This is a genomic window from Shewanella sp. 10N.286.52.A9 (assembly GCF_041468985.1).
Lineage (GTDB): Bacteria > Pseudomonadota > Gammaproteobacteria > Enterobacterales > Shewanellaceae > Shewanella > Shewanella japonica.
In genome coordinates this window covers 92,288-112,091 of the sequence record NZ_JBFRJQ010000007.1, presented here as the reverse complement: position 1 = coordinate 112,091, position 19,804 = coordinate 92,288, and the positions used below count along the sequence as shown (strand labels likewise).

General features: G+C 40.3%; 16 protein-coding genes. 3 read left to right on the top strand and 13 right to left on the bottom strand.

Going from position 1 to position 19,804, the window contains the following annotated elements; translation table 11 throughout:
- Position 1: 1 nt before the first annotated feature.
- The 6 genes from AB4128_RS06655 to AB4128_RS06630 form a co-directional block, all read right to left on the bottom strand.
- Positions 2–1,285, bottom strand: coding sequence for an O-antigen ligase family protein (locus AB4128_RS06655; RefSeq protein WP_372037284.1), 1,284 nt, complete (start codon positions 1,283–1,285; stop codon positions 2–4).
- Positions 1,225–2,823 carry an exopolysaccharide biosynthesis protein gene (locus tag AB4128_RS06650; protein ID WP_235530839.1) on the bottom strand — a complete coding sequence of 533 codons (1,599 nt, stop codon included), beginning with the start codon at positions 2,821–2,823 and terminating at the stop codon, positions 1,225–1,227. Before AB4128_RS06650 ends, AB4128_RS06655 begins: the two co-directional genes overlap by 61 nt.
- A gap of 10 nt (positions 2,824–2,833) precedes the next feature.
- Complete coding sequence (locus AB4128_RS06645) at positions 2,834–4,045, bottom strand: polysaccharide biosynthesis/export family protein (RefSeq protein ID WP_055023062.1); 1,212 nt, start codon at positions 4,043–4,045, stop codon at positions 2,834–2,836.
- A 55-nt stretch (positions 4,046–4,100) separates the two neighbouring features.
- On the bottom strand, positions 4,101–4,496 hold the full coding sequence (locus AB4128_RS06640; RefSeq protein WP_055023061.1) for an STAS domain-containing protein: 396 nt from the start codon (positions 4,494–4,496) through the stop codon (positions 4,101–4,103).
- A gap of 617 nt (positions 4,497–5,113) precedes the next feature.
- Positions 5,114–5,512, bottom strand: a complete 399-nt coding sequence (locus AB4128_RS06635) for an ATP-binding protein (RefSeq protein ID WP_055023060.1) — start codon at positions 5,510–5,512, stop codon at positions 5,114–5,116.
- A 200-nt stretch (positions 5,513–5,712) separates the two neighbouring features.
- A complete protein-coding gene (locus AB4128_RS06630; protein WP_055023059.1) occupies positions 5,713–6,900 on the bottom strand; it encodes a fused response regulator/phosphatase in 1,188 nt (395 codons plus the stop codon).
- A 256-nt stretch (positions 6,901–7,156) separates the two neighbouring features.
- On the opposite strand from AB4128_RS06630, the gene AB4128_RS06625 reads away from it, so the two are divergent.
- A complete protein-coding gene (locus AB4128_RS06625) occupies positions 7,157–10,645 on the top strand; it encodes a PAS domain S-box protein (protein WP_372037283.1) in 3,489 nt (1,162 codons plus the stop codon).
- A gap of 26 nt (positions 10,646–10,671) precedes the next feature.
- Complete coding sequence (locus AB4128_RS06620) at positions 10,672–12,198, top strand: sigma-54-dependent transcriptional regulator (RefSeq protein WP_372037282.1); 1,527 nt, start codon at positions 10,672–10,674, stop codon at positions 12,196–12,198.
- A 120-nt stretch (positions 12,199–12,318) separates the two neighbouring features.
- Here the strand turns inward: AB4128_RS06620 and AB4128_RS06615 are convergent, their stop codons facing one another.
- The 4 genes from AB4128_RS06615 to AB4128_RS06600 all read right to left on the bottom strand — a co-directional run bounded on the left by AB4128_RS06615 (position 12,319) and on the right by AB4128_RS06600 (position 15,679).
- Positions 12,319–13,788: a capsule assembly Wzi family protein gene (locus AB4128_RS06615; RefSeq protein WP_372037281.1), complete on the bottom strand. Its 1,470-nt coding sequence runs from the start codon at positions 13,786–13,788 to the stop codon at positions 12,319–12,321.
- Positions 13,789–13,959: 171 nt separating this feature from the next.
- Positions 13,960–14,418, bottom strand: a complete 459-nt coding sequence (locus tag AB4128_RS06610; protein WP_372037280.1) for a hypothetical protein — start codon at positions 14,416–14,418, stop codon at positions 13,960–13,962.
- Between the two features lie 125 nt (positions 14,419–14,543).
- Complete coding sequence (locus tag AB4128_RS06605) at positions 14,544–14,699, bottom strand: hypothetical protein (protein ID WP_156669144.1); 156 nt, start codon at positions 14,697–14,699, stop codon at positions 14,544–14,546.
- A gap of 368 nt (positions 14,700–15,067) precedes the next feature.
- A complete protein-coding gene (locus AB4128_RS06600; protein ID WP_372037279.1) occupies positions 15,068–15,679 on the bottom strand; it encodes a LysE family translocator in 612 nt (203 codons plus the stop codon).
- Between the two features lie 199 nt (positions 15,680–15,878).
- On the opposite strand from AB4128_RS06600, the gene AB4128_RS06595 reads away from it, so the two are divergent.
- Complete coding sequence (locus tag AB4128_RS06595; protein WP_372037278.1) at positions 15,879–16,490, top strand: tRNA-uridine aminocarboxypropyltransferase; 612 nt, start codon at positions 15,879–15,881, stop codon at positions 16,488–16,490.
- 47 nt (positions 16,491–16,537) lie between these two features.
- Here AB4128_RS06595 and AB4128_RS06590 read toward each other — a convergent pair whose 3' ends face one another.
- The 3 genes from AB4128_RS06590 to AB4128_RS06580 form a co-directional block, all read right to left on the bottom strand.
- Entirely contained in the window at positions 16,538–18,010 is a 1,473-nt protein-coding gene (locus AB4128_RS06590) for an NAD(P)/FAD-dependent oxidoreductase (protein WP_372037277.1), read from the bottom strand.
- A gap of 130 nt (positions 18,011–18,140) precedes the next feature.
- Positions 18,141–18,449, bottom strand: coding sequence for a 2Fe-2S iron-sulfur cluster-binding protein (locus AB4128_RS06585; RefSeq protein ID WP_282166910.1), 309 nt, complete (start codon positions 18,447–18,449; stop codon positions 18,141–18,143).
- A 29-nt stretch (positions 18,450–18,478) separates the two neighbouring features.
- Positions 18,479–19,675, bottom strand: coding sequence for a cytochrome P450 (locus AB4128_RS06580; protein ID WP_372037276.1), 1,197 nt, complete (start codon positions 19,673–19,675; stop codon positions 18,479–18,481).
- Between the last annotated feature and the right edge of the window lie 129 nt (positions 19,676–19,804).

Sequence of the window (19,804 nt, the reverse complement as noted above, 5' to 3'; positions counted from 1 at the left end):
GTTATGGAGCATCCAGTGCATCTGCTTTAGCAAATACGTCGTCAGGCTCTTCAGCGCGAAGGGCCATGCCTAATACAATAAGACCTGGCCAAAATAAATAGGCGAGAATTTCTAAATTTTCCCCAAAGGTATACAGTCCTAGCATAAGTAAGATAGCCATGCCTACTTTGGCTAATGGGTTGCTAAAAAGGCGTATTAGCAAGGTGATAAAGGTGACTAACATAGGGATGGCTAACGCGACAGCACCTACGACCCCTTTAACAAATAGCAATCCGTACCAAGTGTGATGCGAACCTATCGGCATATACTCCACCATATGTGGGCCTCGCTCGACAATACCATGGCCAAAAACAACTGCTTCGTTCATCCACCGTTCAACAGCAATATCTGCCAAAGCTTGTCTTACTCGAGTAGAGTCGGCACGAGCCGCTTTAACGGCATCGATACTTTGCTCAATTTTAGAAATGGTGGATTCACCGATAACACCGACAAATAACATCACAGGGCTGAGCAATAAGTACAACCAAGGAGAACGCACAAATCTCAGCGTGGTAAAAAAGCCAATTAATGCAAGGTAGCAGACAATGGCAAGTCGAGACTGTGACATGAGGATCATCAGTAAACTGCCGCCGTAGCCCCATCTTCTCCATGTTGCATTTTTTTCTTGTAAGGCAAAAATAAAGTACAAATTCCCTAGCATCCCCAGTGCAGGTGCCCACGGAGTAAATAGTCGCCAACGGGGGACGCCGCTTCCAGGGTCAATTTCATAAAGGCTGACACTAAAAAACTCAGGCCCTGGGCCACCAATGATGCTTAAAGGGGAAACATATAAAGTGCTAGGTAAACCAGCGACCCAAGCAAATACAAACACTGGGAATAACATGATGGTATGTTTGCAAACTCGACAACTTGCGCGGTAAATAATTTCAGGTCGAATAGGTAAGCAACCGATTAAAGGGAATATCGCTAATAAAGCCCAACCTTTAGCCCAGCCAATGGAGGATTTTATAAGTTTGCCCGTGCCAAGGCCAAACTGCAGGTGCCCAACGACCAACGCAATTAACATGACCCACATGCCTAGTACCCAAACATAATGTGTGATGCTAATACGAAATGCGGGTTGGTTATCTAACTTTTTGACAAGAAGTCGCAAAAATAGAATCCAAGCAATCACAGGTGCAATGACGTAAAGCGCACCTAATAACCAGAAAAAGTAACTAAAACTTATGCAGTTGTAGATGATTTTTTCGTCAACATTTTCCGTAATAATGGTTTGCGAATCCATAAAATGCTTAGTCCTACTAATGACATGAATGATGCACATATACCGCCGAAAATAATCAAAATAATGGCGAGTTTATCGGGTGATGCAGGCAAACTTGGTGCTGACAGTAACTGCAACATTGGGTAAGCGGTGTAAATATCTGATTTACCAACATCCATTTTTGCCATGGCTGAAGTTAATACTGCCGAAGCTAATTGATGTTCACGCTGTAAGTCTGCAAGTTTCGCTGCATCGTCATTGCTGTGTTGTAAACGTTGTTCCCATTGATTGATTTGAGCAGTTAACGAGTCAACTTCTGACTGGGTCGCTTTGCGATTAGAGGCGAGTGTGATGAACTCTTGCATCATTTCAGCTCGACCATCAACGTCATCAACAGTGAGCATCATGAGTAGTTTTTCATCTTGAAAACCGATCACGGTATTAAAGCGTTTTTTCATGCTGTCTAAAATACTGTCTAACTCTGCTTTTAATGACACTAAAACAGGATGGCGGGCACCTAATCTGCCAGCATTTTCGATATACATAGTGTTTGCTGTATTGTGCTTTTCAACTAATTGTTGGAACAATTTGTCATTATTTAGCTTTAGCAACATTGCTGCTTGGGCATCACTTAAACCCAAGTGGTTTTCGTATAAAAAGTAACTTGCATTTAACCCTTGTAATTCGGCAAGCATAGTGACTTTACTGTGTCTCAGACGTTCGATAGTAATCGCTAACTCTTTAAATTGGTCAAGTGTGACTAAGCCGCGCTCAGATTGAAAATCTAAAAGTTGCTTTTGGGTTTCTTTTACTCGAGTTGAATAACTTTTAAGGCCTTCTTTTATTCCGATTTCACGTAAAGCAATTTCGTCGGCGCGTAAATCATCTAAAATATTTTGCAACGAGCGATACATTGCCCAGCCTCGCTCTTGAGCTGCTTCTGGACTGTCAGCTTTAATACTGTATTCCATTAAGCCTGTTTGACTAGGTAGTTTTAGTTTAGGCTTTTTAATGGCTGATGCTGAAACATCAAGGTAGTGAGCTGCACTTTGCATTAACAAGGTGCTCATTGAAATTGCTTTGTAGTTTTCTCGTGGATCGATGGCAGAGCTCATGTAAGGCGAAATACTAGAGGTACTTGCTTGACCTAAGCTATCAAGGCTTAAAGATGATCCCGCCGCTGCACCAGGTAAAATAAGTACCCACTTGCTTACGTATTGCGTTGGCGTGAGCATAATGAAAATGCCTGCCAGTAACCAGATGATGAGTAATGCGCCAAAACCTGTTTTAAGATAAAGGCGTTTACGCAATTTAGGCGTCAGTTTACTGCCTTCTAATGTGGCGCGTTTTATCCAATATAAGTAAGCAAGTTCAGAGAAACTTGTTTGCTCACTCGTTTCGTCATTGTTGTCGTCGGCTTTTTCTTGTTTAGTATTTTGTTGGTCAGTGTGTTGCTGGCTATCAGCAATGGCTTTTTCAATAGCTTGTTCTATAACAGGAGCCGCTTGTTGGCTATCCGTGCTGGTTTGAGTCTTATCTTCATCATGAATTCGGCTCATTGCTGACTCCTTACAACCATCCAATAAGGGTGGTTGGTACGACTAACTCAGTCACTGTTCTTGCTATTTCGCGCATGTTGGTAACACGAGAGTCATAACATGCAAGACCATCACCAGGAAGTAACACTGGGTTTGATTGATCATTCCAAGCGCTTTGTATTAGTCCATCAATTGAACGCTCAACAACATCAATTTGATTTGAAAGTGGATTTTTGGTTACAAGTATCACATATCGACTTGCGTTAGTTGATTGCGCACCACCCACACAGTTAGCTGCGATAGCCCCATTGAGTAAGCGAGTACCATATGGAAAACGTGTTGCTTCACGATCGACCGCTGACTGACTGTTTGAGCTAGCTGGCTGTGTTAAGTTTGACATAAATACCCTGATCCCTGGAGCTGTCAATTGTGAAGGTCTAGCAAGTTGATCATTAAATGAATGTGTCGATGGAACATGAACATGATCGCCAGCCATTAATGTCATGCTGGGTACTTTTTCACCTGTTAGCATACCACGTAAATCCATATTGAAAACCTGACCATTACGGATAACTTTAATCGCAGAAATATCAGCATCAGGGCGCACACCACCTGAAGATTTTACAGCGGCACCAATACTACGGTTAATGGCTTGGTCACCAGCATAATTACTACCGTCATCTTTTAGTTCTATCGGTAGTTTTTTATTGATCATGTGTTGACCAGGTTCAAATACCGCACCTGAAGTCGTAATTTCAATTGGCGCCCAGCTGATAGGTAAAATACTAATGCGCACTGCGTGAGCTAACATTAATCTTTCATCAATGAGTAGCTTATTGATATATGTATTAAGCTGCTTAAGTGTTAAGCCTTTTGCTGCAATTGCAGGTAAGTAAGGTAGATAAATATTACCATCGGCATCCACTTCAACATCTTTACTGAATTCTTCACCGTTTAGGATGTTAATCGAGATTTTGTCACCTACTGATAATGACAATGCTTGATTACTTGCATCGACAATCATGGCTTTGTCACCAAAGATTGGCGCGGTTGGAAAAGTGGTATGGTTTGAGGTAACCGCACTGACTTTTCGATTGTAAGGTGTTTGCTGACCAAAATAGTGACAGCTAGTAAGTTGCTTTTCTAAATCACAAACGTCCTGTTGCGCTGGCTGCGAAGGGGTGACGCAAGCGGTTAAACTTGCGACCATTGCGATTGAAATTAGAGTATTAATCATTTTCATTGCGTTATTCCCTTTACGTTTAGTTTAGAAAAATTTCAGTTATTGTCAGTTTTTATTAACTGGCTAAATCAGCGATGACACGTTTATCAAAATCAGACTCTTCGACAATGCTGCTGTGACGTAAAAACTCGAGTGCTAATTTTTCCGTTTCAAAGATTTCGAAAATATGATGTAAACGTGTTAGTTCAATCAGTGATCTCACTGCGGGTGTTGGCGATAACAAAACAATGTTGCCTTGATAATTGAGTGCTTGATTTCTTGCAGATATAAGCACTGATAATCCACTAGAGTCGATATATTCAAGGTGCTGCATATCGATGACTAAACGTGTGTGACCTCTATCGATATAATCAACAAGTGCGGCTCTATAAGTTGGTGTGTGCGCCATAAACATTCTTATTGGTAGGGTTACTACGCTCGCATGTTGCGCTACTTTTAATTCAAATTTCATAACGTGCTCCTAGACTGTAATGATGCTTCTATATGTATTGTTTATTTGAAGCTTGTAGTCTTTAACAGCAGGTACTATGCCAACTTTTTATTCGTTTTATTTCAATTGTTTATGTGTTTGTTTTGTTTTTTCGCTATTGGGGTTTGCTGTTTGCGAAGAGGAAAATTGCTGTTTGCAACAGAGGTTTTTGATGATATTTGCAGTTTGCAATTTGCAAAATGAACGCATATCAATTGATCTGAGGCAGAACTGTGATTGGCTATTACACGTTTAAGAGGCTGGAATGTTGATGTTTAAATATGGGGATAAAGCGCAATACTGAAGTTATGTGTTAAGTGATATAAAAGGGTAAAGAAGCAGGCCCAATAAAAGGGAAATATAAATAAGAGGCAAAGAGAAGCAAGTGGTGAGAGAAGTAACAGTGTTTCGATTCTAAAAATGATTATAGGAACGAGAATACGGCATTAGAAGTTGCAATAGTGGAGTGGTGGCAAATAGTAAGGCTACAAGCTTAAACAATAATGATGGAGGTCGAATTCAGTATCATTCAGCAATAAGCTTGTTCTATGTAAACTTGTAGCCAGTCTTGCTCGGGGCTGCGCAATTTTTGTTGGTCATCAAATTGCTGCCTTTTCTAATGAGAGTCGCAGATGAGTGCCTAATACGGTGGCTTTCTTGTTTACCTTGTCCATCCATTGATCCATGATCCACAGGCCTCTGCCATTAGGTCTATCGTTAGTCGGGCACTTTTTAGGCGCAGAAAGCTCAACAAACTCTGCTGTATCAAGAATATCAACGACGATATTGTCTTTGTTGTTTTGCACTAACAAGGTCACATCCTCTGTGTTATCAGGGCAATGCTGCGATACATTATTAACGGCCTCCAAGATACAGAGCATTAATTTGAACCTTTGCAGAGAGGTAATTTCGTTGGCAATTAAAAAGGCCTCAACTTCATCATAAATCTGTTCAGGTGTCATGAGCTGTAAGTTTAAATTCATTTGTAAACTATTCATTGTTAGTCCTTAAAAGTGGCTATAGCACTTCATGGGTTAGGTTACTTTGCAGTAAATGATTTAGTTATCAACGTTGGCATCAATCAATCTTAATTATCTGATTGTCTTGTATCTTGGCATCACAGATCCAAAATAGCGTTAGCCTGTTCATTGCGATACTTTTCTCATTACTATGCCTTTGTAATTCATAAGCTTAGTGACTAAGTTTCGGGTGCTGTAAACAATAACAGCGACATATCATCCTGAGGTTGATTTTGCTTCCATAGGTTTAATACATAAGTAAGGTGTTTAAGTAGTTTATTGGCAGGCAAATTTTTGGCTTCTGCACAACGCTGCTTGAAACGTGCTAAGCCAAACATGCCATGTTGTGGATGATTGACTTCATAAACACCATCTGAAAAAAGTAGTAACTGTTCGCCAGGATAAAGCTGATACTCACCGGTTGAATATTGACTGTTTTTATCAATACCAATAGGGAGACCAGAAGGCACCGATAATGTTTGGACATCATTTTTGGAAATGATTAAAGGCATTGGGTGGCCTGCACTAGACATGTAAACCTGATGAGTTTTAATATTGATTTTACCAAGGATCACCGTGGCAAATTGGCCTAAATTAGCGGGGTCATCAAACAATAAGTTTAATCTGTGCATTAACACTTCTGGTTCAAGCTGCCAATCCATTCTTTGAGGAGATAAGCCTTGAGCTAGGGTGAAACTTAGCATTGCAGCTCTAGCGCCATGACCCGATACATCAATCACATAAAAACCAATCCACTCTTCATCAATTTTAAAACACTGAAAAATATCGCCAGCAAGTTCTGCTGCAGGTTCAAAAAAATGCTTAACATGCCAATTATCGAATGATAAATCTTCTTTGGGCAGTAAAGATTGTTGTAAAGTCGCTGCTTGCTCAAGCTCAGTTTGCTTGTTGTTTAATTCAATTTCTAACTTTTGGTTATTCTCTAATATTTTTTTTTTGGCTTGTATTAACCTCACAGCGGCTAAAACTTTCACCTTTAAAACAGAGGCTAAAAAAGGCTTAGTAATGTAGTCATCAGCACCAGTTTCCATGGCATAAACCATATCTTCAGTTTTATCGTTACCAGTAAGCAAAAGGAAAAAAGCGGGATTATTTGAGGCTTTTAAACGTTTACATAATTCTATACCCGTCATATTGGGCATACGCCAATCACTGATGATTAAGTCAAAATCATGCAGTTTACAGGTATCAAGTGCTGTTAACCCATCTTCACATTGAGTTATTTCAAACTCGATGTCATCAGGTTGAAAGCTTTGGAGTAAACTTGCTATGTAGTAACGCTCACTAAAAGTGTCTTCAACTAATAATATTGACAACCTTTTGGGCGTTGTACTTGCATTTTGCATAGCTGTTTCCTAAAAATATAGAGATATGTCTGATAAAAGCAATTACTGTACCTAAATTGTTTTAGTGTTTAATATCAGTGTTATAGCGTATGTTGTTATTTAGGTTTATTCATGTTTTTTCATTTTGCGAATAATTTTTTGCAAAATGCAACAAGGTGATTCATAGTGAGTTGTGGCGTGGTTATTGTCAGCTCTGTCAGCGCTTTTTCAGCTTGAAAACATGGATTGATTTGCAAAATGCAATAGGAGAAGGAATTTGTCTTTCAGATTAAAAGCCATCATTGCGATTGGGTTGATGCAATCAGCATTGTTATTGATGCTTATCTATAACGCCTTAGGGGTAATAAAGTCCGCTAATCAAGCCGAAATTCAACAGCAGGGGCATCTGTCTGCCATACTCGTCGCCAATAGTGTCGATGTCACTAATCCACGCCAATCTATATTATTACTTAAGCAATCCCTCGAAGAACATCAAATTAGCCACATAGAATCTGTGCAGGTATTTCAAGCTGATAAACGCTTATATGCCGCTGAGCGCAATAATCTTGGTGAGTTTGCATTAGTTGAACAGCCCGTTCGTATCGATAACCTAGTACCTATTGAAGCCCAGTCGAATAACGGTAGTGGGGTTGCTATTAAGGTAATGGTGAATACTGACGAGTTTGATCACAGCGTTAATGGTGTCGCGATTAAATACAGTGCCTTGATGCTGCTCGTGATTGTGCTGATATCCATTTTATCTTGGTATCAGGGACTTAACCTTATCAAGCATGTGTTCAATATCCAGCGGGCATCTAAACAAGTCCTCGAAGGCGATACAGGGGTTCAAGTTAACGAGCCTGGCACTCAAGATATTACAGATACCACCAATGCTTTTAATGAAATGCTGCAATTTTTAGATCAGCAGCGCCACGATCTTCAAGGTGCTAATGTCCGATTAAATACCATTTTAGATTCTGCAGCAGACGGCTTTGTGATAATTGACACTAGCGGTGTGATAACCGAGGTTAATAAAGCGGTAAGTAGTTTATTTGGTTATCAAAAAGAAGAATTAATAGACCAGAATGTATCCATTCTCATGCCGATGGCTGATAGGTTTATGCATGATGGTTATATTCAGGATTACTTAAAAGGCGGTGACGCCAAAATTGTTGGCTTAGGTGGTGGACGAGCATTAAAAGCTCAACATAAAGAAGGCCACCTTTTTCCGATTGAGTTGTCTATTTCCAAAATGGAAATCGATGGTGATGTGTTATTTCTTGGCTTTATTAAAGACATGTCTGAACTTAAAAAGGAACAAGCATCTGCGGCTCGAACTCAATCAATTCATTTAGCAACATTAGAAGCCAGCCACGATGCGTTAATCACGATTAATATCGCCGGGCGAGTAGAAGAGTTTAATGCTGCAGCTGTGAAGTTGTTTGGCTACGAGCGTGAGGAAGCTTTAGGCGAGTTACTTGAGGATTTGATTATTCCTGAAGGGTTCCATAAGGCGCATAAAAATGGCATGGATCATCATCGTAAAACCGGTGAAGGACCAGTGTTGAATAACCGAATAGAAGTGCCAGCACATAATAAAGCAGGAGACGAATTCCCTGTGGAGTTGCGGGTTATACCGATTCAATTAGATGACGAAATGTATTACACCGCTTTCTTACGTAATATTTCAGAACAGAAATCAAAAGAAGAAGAACTGCGCCAAGCTAAAGAGCAAGCCGAAGAGGGCAGTAAGGCAAAATCTCGCTTCTTAGCAACAATGAGCCATGAGATCCGCTCACCACTTAATGCGGTGCTCGGTAGTGTTGATTTATTGCTTGATTCTAGCTTAGAGAAAGGTCAGAGGATGTACGCTAGGACGGCTAAAGAAGCTGGTTCTGTGCTGTTAAGTACCATTAATGACATTTTGGACTTTTCTAAAATTGAAGCGGGCCAAATGGTGTTGGAGCCCAAAGAGTTTGAACCTGACGAGTTAGTGGCGCAAGTATTACAAATCTTATCCCATAAAGCCCATGATAAAGGGGTTCATTTAGCCAGTTATATCAATCGAAATGTACCGCAAAAGCTGGTGGGTGATGCGCAGCGTATTAGGCAGGTAGTGCAAAACTTAGTAGATAATGCGATTAAGTTTTCTACTGAGGGGTGTATCTCTGTTGAAGTTTGGATCCCAAATCGTGATAACGATAAAGTGCAATTATGTTGTCGAGTCACTGATCAAGGTATTGGTATTGGGGATGCCTCGCAGGAGAAACTGTTTAGAGAATTCTCTCAGGTTCATGACACTCATACTACAAGTTACGCAGGCACAGGTTTGGGTTTAGCGATTTGTTCAGAACTTGCTCGAATGATGGGCGGTAACTTAGTGGTTGAAAGTAAGCTGGGTGAAGGTAGCCAATTTACCTTATCTGTATTGTTAGATGAATCTAGTCAAGCCAGTAATCACAATGTTCGCTTACCAGAGCACCCGCGTGTACTACTTATTCACCCCGATGAAACCTTGTGCAAACTGATTAAGAAACAGTACAGTCAATATGGTGTTGAAACGAAGTATGAGCACCATGTTAGCGATATATTTAATAGTAAAATAGTGCGTGGACGATTTGATTTAATCATGCTCGATGATGCATGTCTCTTATCTGCTAAAGAAAAAGACGTCAGTATTTTACACAGTGATTATTTATTCGAAACTGGCTATATCGCAGCTCTTGCCACTGGCGTTAATAATGATGCGCAATCACTGATTGAAAAATTGGGCATTGAAGAATCGGTGAGTAAACCGTTAAGCCGTGCAATGCTATTGAGTTTAATTAGTGGCGCGACAGCTGAAAATAAACATGAAAAGCCTTTAGAGAAAGTCGCTAGTTTACCTCAAGGCTGCCGCCTATTATTAGCTGAAGATAGCCCTGCTAATCAGATGGTCGCAGGTACAATGCTCACCAATGAAGGCGCAGTAATGACCTATGCCAATAATGGCGTAGAAGCTGTTGAATTAGCACTGAGCCAAGACTTTGATTTGATATTGATGGATATCAGAATGCCTGAAATGGATGGCTTAGAGGCATGTCAAAAGATATTAGCTCATAAACCAGATCAAATTATTTTGGCGATGACTGCCAATGTATTTAGTGAAGAAATCGCTGCGTGTAAAGCCGTTGGCATGCTTGATTGTATTGGCAAACCTGTGAATAAATCTGATTTGATCTCAGGTGTGAGTCATTGGTTAGGTCAAGTAAAGCAGGCATCTTCAATGGGAATGGGGATGCAAATAGAGTTAACTCATGACAAGCCGCAAGTTGAAAATAAAGATAAGGTGACAGCTGAAATAAGCGAACAAAGTACTGAATTATCCGCCCCCAAAGTTTCTACAGACACAGACACTGATGAATTGTTCACAGAGGTCATGCTAGATGAGGCTGTTTTTGACGAATTACTCTCAGCTGTGGGTGAAGCTAGCTTAGCCAAAATGATGCAAGTGTTTTATCACGAGACGATAATGCGGGTTAATACACTTAAAGCCTTAACGCCTCAAGGAAGTCGTCATGATATCGAAACGGAAGTGCATACCATTAAAAGTAGTGCAGGTAGTTTCGGCGCTAAGACCTTAGCTGATGTTGCTGTTAGATTAGAAGCGGCTTCAAGAACAGAAGATGAGCCTTTAGATGCGTTATTTAATGAAATGTTTGCCGTTGCTGAACAGAGTTTAAACCTGATCCAGCAACGCTTTAATATTACTCAAAAATCAGAGTAATCGAATGAATGATAAGGAATGAACAAATGGGTTTTAGTGCCATTCTTGTAGAAGACAGTATGTCCTTAGGCGCACTTTATAGTGAGTACCTTTGCGCAGAAGGGGCTGAAGTCACTCATGTTAACTTTGGCGAAGATGCGTTAAAAGAATTAGCGCGCAAGCAACCAGACTTATTAGTATTAGATATCAAGCTACCTGACATGTCAGGAATGGATATTTTAACGAAGGTGCAAAAAGAATACCCAAATATTACCGTTATTATGATCACCGCCCATGGCACGATTGATCTCGCTGTAGATGCAATGCGTGCAGGTGCATTTGATTTTTTGATCAAACCATTCGACAGTAAACGCTTATCGATTACCGTGCGTAATGCTTTAAAGCAAAGGGATTTATTAGCGTTAGTTTCCAATTATGAGAACAGTTTACCGAAAACCAATTTTCATGGTTTTATCGGTGACTCACTGGCAATGCAAACGGTATACAACACCATTGATTGTGTTGCTAACAGTAAGGCTTCTGTGTTTGTTGTGGGTGAAAGTGGCACAGGTAAAGAAGTGTGCGCACAAGCGATTCATGAAGCTGGAATTCGATCAGAAGCCCCATTTATTGCCTTAAATTGTGCATCAATTCCAAAAGATCTCATTGAGAGTGAAATTTTCGGCCATACAAAAGGGGCATTTACTGGCGCAGTCAGTCATCGTGATGGTGCAGCTACTCGTGCAGATGGTGGTACGCTATTTCTTGATGAACTCTGTGAAATGGATTTAGAACTGCAAAGTAAGTTATTACGGTTCATTCAAACGGGTGTTTTTCAGCGTGTGGGTGGCAGCAAAGAAGAAAAAGTCGATGTGCGTTTTATCAGTGCAACCAACAGAGACCCTTGGAAAGAAGTGCAAGAAGGACGTTTTAGAGAAGATTTATATTATCGTCTTCACGTTATTCCGATTGAATTACCGCCATTAAGACAACGGGGTAAAGATGTTATTGCTATTGCTAAAAAGCTATTAAAGCAATACAGCAAAGAAGAGGGCAAAAATTTTAAAGGCTTTAGCAAAGAGGTTGAACGTTGTTTTGGTTTATATTCATGGCCTGGCAATGTGCGGCAATTACAAAATATTATTCGCCAAGTCGTAGTGTTAAATGTGGCTGATGAAGTTGCGATTTCCATGTTACCCGCTCAAGTGACTGCGGCTTTATCTCAAGCCAATGTTAAATCTGTCAAGGTCAGTGAACAGGTTGCACAAACAGCAGTAACGAGCGCAACAGTGACAGATATTCATGCTAAACCTCAAGCGCATGCTGTTGGTGAGAGTACCGTCGCTGCCGCGACATCGGATGATATTGTTGATAACAATATGCCAGTTAATAGTGGAATAAATGCTATTGAATCGGAAGAAGATATTCAACCTTTGTGGCTTACTGAAAAAATCACCATTGAAACCGCCATTGAACAATGTGATGGCAACATCCCCAAAGCGGCTGCTTTATTAGATGTCAGTCCTTCAACGATTTACCGTAAAAAACAGCAGTGGGAAGACAAAGGTTTGTAGGGCATTATTTAATCACTGAAGTAGTTGAACAGAGATAGAAAATAAGCAGATAGCGTAAAAGGTTCGAATAAAAAGCCCATCATATGATGGGCTTTTTATGTAAAAACGACTTTTCAGCAATTAAAAATCTCGTTCCCAACCTGCATAAAAGGTCGTTTCCCAGTCACTACTGGTATCAATTTCTGGGTATTCACTGTAACCAATGGTACCGCCGACTTTTAACTTACCTGCATAGAATGGTCTATGGTAACTGGCATCGAGTTGATATAAGCGCTCGTAACGACCAGGTGAAACTGGGTTTCCACCAGAAGGGTTGCCAGTATCTACTCCATCAAAGTTAAGTTTAGCGTAACGGAATTTGGTGCTTAGGCTCTGCCCATGCTCAAGCTGAGTGATCCCGCCTAATACCACCACTCTTGAGTCATTATCATAGGTGCTGCCGAGACTGCGCCCGTAATAACGATATCCACTTTGGTAAAAACCGTGCTCATACATACAGTTATAAACGTCAGATTCGACGCCACATGATGCTGCAGTATCTGAGTATTCAGCAAAAAATCGAGTGTTTAAATCGGCAATGAAAATATCAACGCCACCCATGTTTGATGCATTAATTAAACGATTTTTACCTTTGTGATAATCTTCATGAATACGCTCGTAGTAAATGCCATAAGGCACTCCCCATGCGGTATCTGACCATCTGAAATCATAACCTGCGAGCATGTTTTCTTGGCCATTTTCTTTATCGCCTTCATAAACACCGCCGTTAAATAAACCATCCCACCAGTCTGAAAGGCTATTACCATAACCTTCGCCGCCCCATTGCATAGTCCATGAAAAACCTACCTCTAGTTTAGATATAGGCTTAAAGGTGCCTCGAGCGCCCCAATGCTGGGTATCTGGTACATAACGCTCACTTTCCATTTGGCTAAAGCTTGTGGTGAAAGTCCACGGGCCAATCCAATTAAGCCACGGCGTTTCAAATGCATTACTGTTGTTACGAGAAAAAGTTATGCCTGGCATTGGGCGTGCATTCGTTGTTTGTATTAAACCTGAGTCCCAACCTGGCCCCCAGTATTTTTGGACTGCACCACCTGTCACAATCCAATTGCCCAGCTTAACCGCAGCAAAGCTATTATCTAATCGGGACTCGTTACCATCAATGGCATCGTAATGATAACTGGCAGCTAATCGCCCACTAAACCAGTCTTTGGTGACTTCAGCGGTGAACTCCACTTCGGCTTTATCGCGGTAATCATTACCATAGCCAATAAAGCGAGCTTCCTCGTTTGCCCCAGATAAGCTGGCACCTAAACTGACCGTTTGATGGTCTTTGTCGTAGGCCCGCATCACCCGATGAAAAGCATCTTTTTGATGCACAGTCATTGGGCTATCAACGGCATTATCTAAATCAGATTTTATCCCTGACCACATTAGAGGGAAGGTGGTGACTGGCTGAAGGATGATACCTGTATCAGCAAGTAATTGAATATCAGCTCGAAGCGGTAAGTCGGTAGGTTCAATCCACCAAGCAGCTTGTGTTGAAAAGCTGCTAAGTAATGCTATCCCTGCTAAAAATTTTAACTTCATTAGGTACTCTTTAAGATGAACAAATACATCAACTAATAAAAAAGGCTGTTATCGTTAATGATAACAGCCTATTGAATTAGAGCACTAATACTGAAGACAATTTTTCAATTTGTTAGGTAAGTATTGAAACAAGTGATGAATTAGATGTGAATAATGTTACTTATTCGCTGCTTACACAGTTTCATTTATACTTTTTGTTGTTTCAATATAAGCATCTAACATGTTTTGTTGATTATTCATATTTGCGGCATTGACAGTTGCAGCTCTGGCATCATCATTATTTTTGATGATATAAGCTGAAGTTGCACTTATCGAATCGTCACTGCCATTGGCTACGCCTGCTAAGTCCGAGTAAAACTGATATTGGGTCTGAGCTTTTTTATAGTGGACATAGTTCTCCACTTTTTCGCCATTATTTGGCAAGCTAGGTTGAGTTTCAGGCTCTGATTGACTTTGTGATAAGGCCATGGCTTGAGCACTTATCGTTACTGAATCTCGTTGAGTCGCATTAAGATGACTGACCGGTTCACTTGACGGCTTATTTACTGACGTATTTTGTTGAGTGCTATTGGCTGGGCTAACAGTATTCGCACTCATTTGTTGAGCGGCAGTATAAGATTGAATTTGCATGATAACCCCTGTTTAAATAATGGTGACGAAAAACTTGATGCTATGCTAATTGGTATTAGCTGTACTGAAGTTGAACAAAACAGGCTGAACAATACAGCTTGAACAATATTGTTAACCAATACTTATTAATACAAAGGAACCGTTTTACCCCAGCTAAATGGGTTGTACCACTTAGATACTGACCGCATTTCGACTATTGTTTGGGTAAAGTCACAATGAGTTTGGCAACTTGGGCATAAGCATCCGCTTAATCCATCAGGATAGTAGCGAGTATTAGTCATGATGTGTTCTTTGCAATGACTGCAGTGCACTTTGACTTCTATTATCATTTTTAGCCCCCTGACTTGTTATTATCTCGCTTGGGACATGATGTAATTAACTCCAACTTGATTATTGAGCTAGTTACATAAGTGGCAAGGCGTAGATAATGTTAAAAAACGTTTGATATTTAATCAATATTTTAACCTTGAATATGTGATGTATTAAGTGTTCTGTTTGCTGATAAGAGAAATAACACCAGCGCTGTAACAAATGTGAAAACTGGCAGCGTGAATGTGGTTGATTATTTAACAATAGATCGCGCGGTTAACATTACTGTGTCTGTGAAATGGAATACGAGTCGATTAATAAGCTGCGCTTTGATGTTGGGCTATAAATTGATTGCGATGAGCATGCCTGCAGAAATCATGATGCTTCCAGCGGTGCGATTAATCACCCGGATGGCTTTAGCTGAACGAAAAACTTTTTTGGCCTGTGTGGCCATTAACGAGTAGCCCAAATTGATACTGCCAAATGCCAATGTTGAAATCAGCATGACAAGAATAACATCGTTTAACGTGGTATGTAGTGGAACAAACGCAGGGAAAAAACCAACATAAAAAATAATCGCTTTGGGGTTACTTAATCCAATCATTAATCCTGTCATTAGGTTTTGATAAGCTGATGTTTTTGTCCCAGTGGCCATTGGATTAGATTGATGCTGAGCTTGAAATAATTGAAAGCCTAACCAACAAAGATAAGCAGCACTGACATATTTTATGACGATAAAACTGGGCCCCATTGCATTGGCTAAAGCAGATAAGCCAAATAAAGCTGTGCAAATGAAAATATAATCAGCAATTAATACCCCTAAAAACAGCTGCATGGCCGCAAGAAGGCCATGTGAGAATGACCGTGAAATAATTGCAAATACCACTGGGCCAGGAATGATTGCCAGCACTAACATGGTAAAGAGTAGGCTTAATGATTGCTGCAATTCCATTGTTTATTAAGTTCCCTACTTATCGCTGTTATCAATCAAGCTGAGTGTGCTTCAAGATATTCCGTCGCTGAATTGTACCTTTTTTTTTCGCTAGTGTATTGGAGCTATCACTCTGAATAGTGATAACATTCAGTTTGTACAACAGACTGTAAATACTGCGATATCCCTATTCTTATTCCTATTTACCTTGGCTCCTTATATGAAGATAGTGCTACTTACTCACCAAAAAGAAATCAGTCGGGTAAATAATACTGGCAGATGCGTGACCACCATTTTAAAAGACGATGCCTTGGTCGTGGTTTGGGATAGAGTAAACCCTGATCTTCAATTATTGAATATGATTAACACCTGCAAAGTGGGATTATTGTATCCTGATAATCAACAACTCAGTGATGCCAAAGTACCAGAAGCGACGGCTCAACAATCACTTTGCCAAATGCATACAAACGTTGCGCAAATTAAAGAACATAGACAAGAACAACACCAAGAGAGAAACCAAGATCAAAACCGAGAGCAAGAGCAAAAAACAAATCAAGATAAGTTTGATGCGTTAATACTCATCGACGCAACATGGCAAGAGGCACGCAAAATATATAATCGCAGTGACTACCTAAAGGCGTTACAAAAAATCTCGATATCTAGCCAGCAAGAGTCGATTTATAAACTTAGACGAAATCAAGTTGAAGGGGGATTATGTACTGCAGAATGCGCAGCACATATACTTTCAGCTGCAGGTGAGTCCCAAAAAGCTGAGCAGATAATGGCACTACTTGTTCAGCAAATTGCTGATGAGCAAAGTTATCGAAACTAAAGTCATCGAAACTAATGCATTACTTAATTAAATCAGTATATTCATTATTAATTTAAGGTGAGCTGCTCCACTTTCGTCGTTAATAAGCTGTCTTGTAATTTAGCTTTATTTACATTGGATTTGTTTTGGATAATCTTAGTAGCAAGCACATAGGCTTTTGCATGATTGATAGCATCGACAGCGAGTAAAGTATCTCCTTTAAAGTACCAAACTGAAAATGACGTTGGCTTGTTTTCTTCAACTTGTTTAATGATTTCATCATAGCCTTGGGCTAAGCCAACCATTTGTAATTTAGTATCAAATTGATCAGACCAAAACCAAGGTATGGCTTGGTATGTTAACTTTTCAATTTCATTCAATGTTGCTTCAATACGCATTGAATGCGCTGTTGAATAGTGATCTTTTTGGTTTTGTGCAATCACCTTTGCTGCAACTTTGGCTTGTTCAACTGCGTTCTGTACTGATTCAAGCCGAATCATACGATCATAATGTGGATTGTGATGATATGTGCAGTCACCAATTGCAAAAATATTCTCGTCACTGGTTTGCAATGAAGCGTTTACCCATATCCCAGATTTAGGTGTGCTTTTAGGTTTATCACGGCCATTTGCTTCATTATGATTAGGCTGCTCATTAGGCATATCAGATGCGAGTTTAATCCCACACGCTTTGGCAAGCTCAGTGTTAACTGTAATACCAACGCCAATCACAATGACATCCGCAATATAGCTGCTGCCATCTGCGCAGGTAATCTTATGTGCTAATGGCATATTTTTATCATTATTCAAATTTGATGTGCTGATTTGTTGAACTAACTTGTCGGTTAATACCTCAACCTGATTTTCTTGATGCAATTGGGTAAAAAATTCAGACATTAGCGGGGCAGTGACTCGAGCTAAAATACGCGGCTCTCTTTCTAATACCGTCACCGTTGCACCAAGCTTTTTTAATGAAGAAGCGGTTTCTAGTCCTACATAACCGCCACCAATAATAACGACGCGTTTTTGCTCACTTGTAGCTAAGGCCTGTTTAATGCGGCTGACATCACTAACGGTTCTTAAACAAAAAGCTTCTTTACAAGCTTTTAAGCCCGAAATTGGTGGAATAAAAGGTCTTGCTCCTGTGGCTAATACGAGCTTGTCATAAGCTTGTTTTGAACCATTACTTAATGTCACTTGTTTGGCGTTTCTATTAATTTCCGTTACCGTGAGCCCCAATTTAAGGCTGATGTTTTGCTTGCGATAACTATCTGGGGATTTTAGTTGAATACTGCTGGGTTCAAGATGGTTTTTATGGCTAGCGCATTCATTCACATTATGATTAAGTAAGAAAGCTTTCGATAAAGGAGGTCTGTGGTAGGGCAAATTTGGATCTGAATCAATCAAGATAATATTACCTTGCCAACCTTGTTTTCTCAGTGAAAAAGCAAGGTTAACGCCGCCATGACTTGCGCCAATGATCACACAGGTATCATTTTGGGTTAACGTCTGTATTGCATTATCAGTAAGTTGAATAGTCATATTTGGCCTGTTTAATCAAATACCGTGGTTGAAGTTAATCGTTATTGGGTGAATTGAGTGGGTAGCGACTATTTCGAAAAACTATTGAGAAAAACTATCGCGCTAACACTTTTGCACGAACACTACGGCGCTATGGCGCTACGGTTACTATAAGACCGTCTAAGTCATCAGATAGCGTTATCTGGCAGCAAAGCCGGCTTAATTCTGTGACATTATCATCAAGCTCTAACATGTCTTTTTCGATTTCACTGATAGCACCTGTTTTATCAAGTTGATCAGAGGCCACATATACATGGCAGGTAGCGCAAGAACAAACACCGCCACAATCTCCATCAATGCCTTCAATGTTATTTTCAACTGCTAGCTCCATGACTGAACCCTGATGTCCTTCAACTGTTGTTGATTGTTCATTTGAAGTAATAAATGTAATTTTTGCCATGGTAAATCCCTTCTATATTTAATGTGGTGTTATCGGCAAGGACTGAATATCGCGTTCAGTTGCTCATAGCCGACTTTTCGCTGAAATGCGCCCCAGTCTTCGATGTTATCTTGTTGTGATAGCACCTCAATCGTGTCAACTTTATTGGTTAGTGTCGTGATGAGCGTCTTGATTATTTGCCTTGCATGGGTGGCTCCAAGACAGTTATGTGTTCCAAAGCCGAAAGCGACATGAGGGTTAATTTTTCTATCTAAAATGACTTCATTTGGTTGTTCGAAAACCGAGGCATCGCGATTTGCTGAAGCCCAGCAAAGTGATATCCGTGAGTCAGCTGTCACTCCCTGCTGAGCCACATCTGTATCTTGGGTAACGACTCGGCCCATATGAGTTAACGGTGAAAAATAGCGAATTAATTCCTCGACAGCTCTGGGTATAATTTCGGGCTCTTTTCTGAGTCGAGAAAGAGACGATGGCTGACTGGCAAAGTAGGCAATGGTATTGGTGACAGCATTAATCACCGTATCTCTGCCGCCTGCAAAGGTTAATATCATCACGCTTTTAATTTGCTCTTTAGATAGCTTTTTACCGTCGATACTGGCACTAAGTAAGGATGAGTAAAGGCTGTCGCTTGGCATTTTTATGGCTAATTCAATTTGATTATCAATATAATCGTATAAGATTGCGGCTTTTTCGCCGTCTAACTCTGACTCGTTACTGCGAAACACATGGGTGCCCCAATTAATCCAGACTAAGGATTCTTCATAAGGTACATTTAAAAGCAAAGTGAGTGCCCGAGATTGTAGTTTTAGCGAAAATTCGCTCACAATATCGGTCGAACCATTGTGAATAACATCATCAACGAGTTCTGCAATGATTTGTTGTAATGAGTTGATATAGCCTTGTTCCAGTGGTCTTTTAAACCATGGATTAAGTAAATCACGAAATTGCTTATGCTCTGGAGGGTCGAGCTCAAAAGGAATTTGCCTTGTCTCTCTAATACTGACTTCTGAAGGAACAACGATGCGCCCTGGAACTGCCCCAGATTGGAATATCTTCCAGTTATGAGCACACTTTCGTACGTCTTTTAACCCTAAAATCATCGTCACAGGATCATCCTGATCTTCAATGAAACCCAATCCTTTTGTAATACGTGCTTGTTCAAAAACATCAGGCAACTGGTCAGTAGGGTTAATAGGGCATCGATTTATCGGGCGATTATTATTCATGTCACTATTCCCCTGTGCTGGCGACTAAAAAACGGTTACCTTGTTAAATTAATAGTGTTAATCCTATGGCATCAATCGATGCCTAAATACGCATATTAGGGCCAGAAGTATCAAATATTTGCACTATTG

Excerpts from the sequence above, each read along its gene's own strand:
- AB4128_RS06600 (WP_372037279.1), bottom strand. The coding sequence starts at position 15,679 with ATGGAATTGCAGCAATCATTAAGCCTACTCTTTACCATGTTAGTGCTG.
- AB4128_RS06610 (WP_372037280.1), bottom strand. The coding sequence starts at position 14,418 with ATGCAAATTCAATCTTATACTGCCGCTCAACAAATGAGTGCGAATACT.
- AB4128_RS06605 (WP_156669144.1), bottom strand. The coding sequence starts at position 14,699 with ATGACTAATACTCGCTACTATCCTGATGGATTAAGCGGATGCTTATGC.
- AB4128_RS06655 (WP_372037284.1), bottom strand. The coding sequence starts at position 1,285 with ATGGATTCGCAAACCATTATTACGGAAAATGTTGACGAAAAAATCATC.
- AB4128_RS06635 (WP_055023060.1), bottom strand. The coding sequence starts at position 5,512 with ATGAATAGTTTACAAATGAATTTAAACTTACAGCTCATGACACCTGAA.
- AB4128_RS06640 (WP_055023061.1), bottom strand. The coding sequence starts at position 4,496 with ATGAAATTTGAATTAAAAGTAGCGCAACATGCGAGCGTAGTAACCCTA.
- AB4128_RS06645 (WP_055023062.1), bottom strand. The coding sequence starts at position 4,045 with ATGAAAATGATTAATACTCTAATTTCAATCGCAATGGTCGCAAGTTTA.
- AB4128_RS06595 (WP_372037278.1), top strand. The coding sequence starts at position 15,879 with ATGAAGATAGTGCTACTTACTCACCAAAAAGAAATCAGTCGGGTAAAT.
- AB4128_RS06590 (WP_372037277.1), bottom strand. The coding sequence starts at position 18,010 with ATGACTATTCAACTTACTGATAATGCAATACAGACGTTAACCCAAAAT.
- AB4128_RS06580 (WP_372037276.1), bottom strand. The coding sequence starts at position 19,675 with ATGAATAATAATCGCCCGATAAATCGATGCCCTATTAACCCTACTGAC.
- AB4128_RS06650 (WP_235530839.1), bottom strand. The coding sequence starts at position 2,823 with ATGAGCCGAATTCATGATGAAGATAAGACTCAAACCAGCACGGATAGC.
- AB4128_RS06585 (WP_282166910.1), bottom strand. The coding sequence starts at position 18,449 with ATGGCAAAAATTACATTTATTACTTCAAATGAACAATCAACAACAGTT.
- AB4128_RS06615 (WP_372037281.1), bottom strand. The coding sequence starts at position 13,788 with ATGAAGTTAAAATTTTTAGCAGGGATAGCATTACTTAGCAGCTTTTCA.
- AB4128_RS06620 (WP_372037282.1), top strand. The coding sequence starts at position 10,672 with ATGGGTTTTAGTGCCATTCTTGTAGAAGACAGTATGTCCTTAGGCGCA.
- AB4128_RS06630 (WP_055023059.1), bottom strand. The coding sequence starts at position 6,900 with ATGCAAAATGCAAGTACAACGCCCAAAAGGTTGTCAATATTATTAGTT.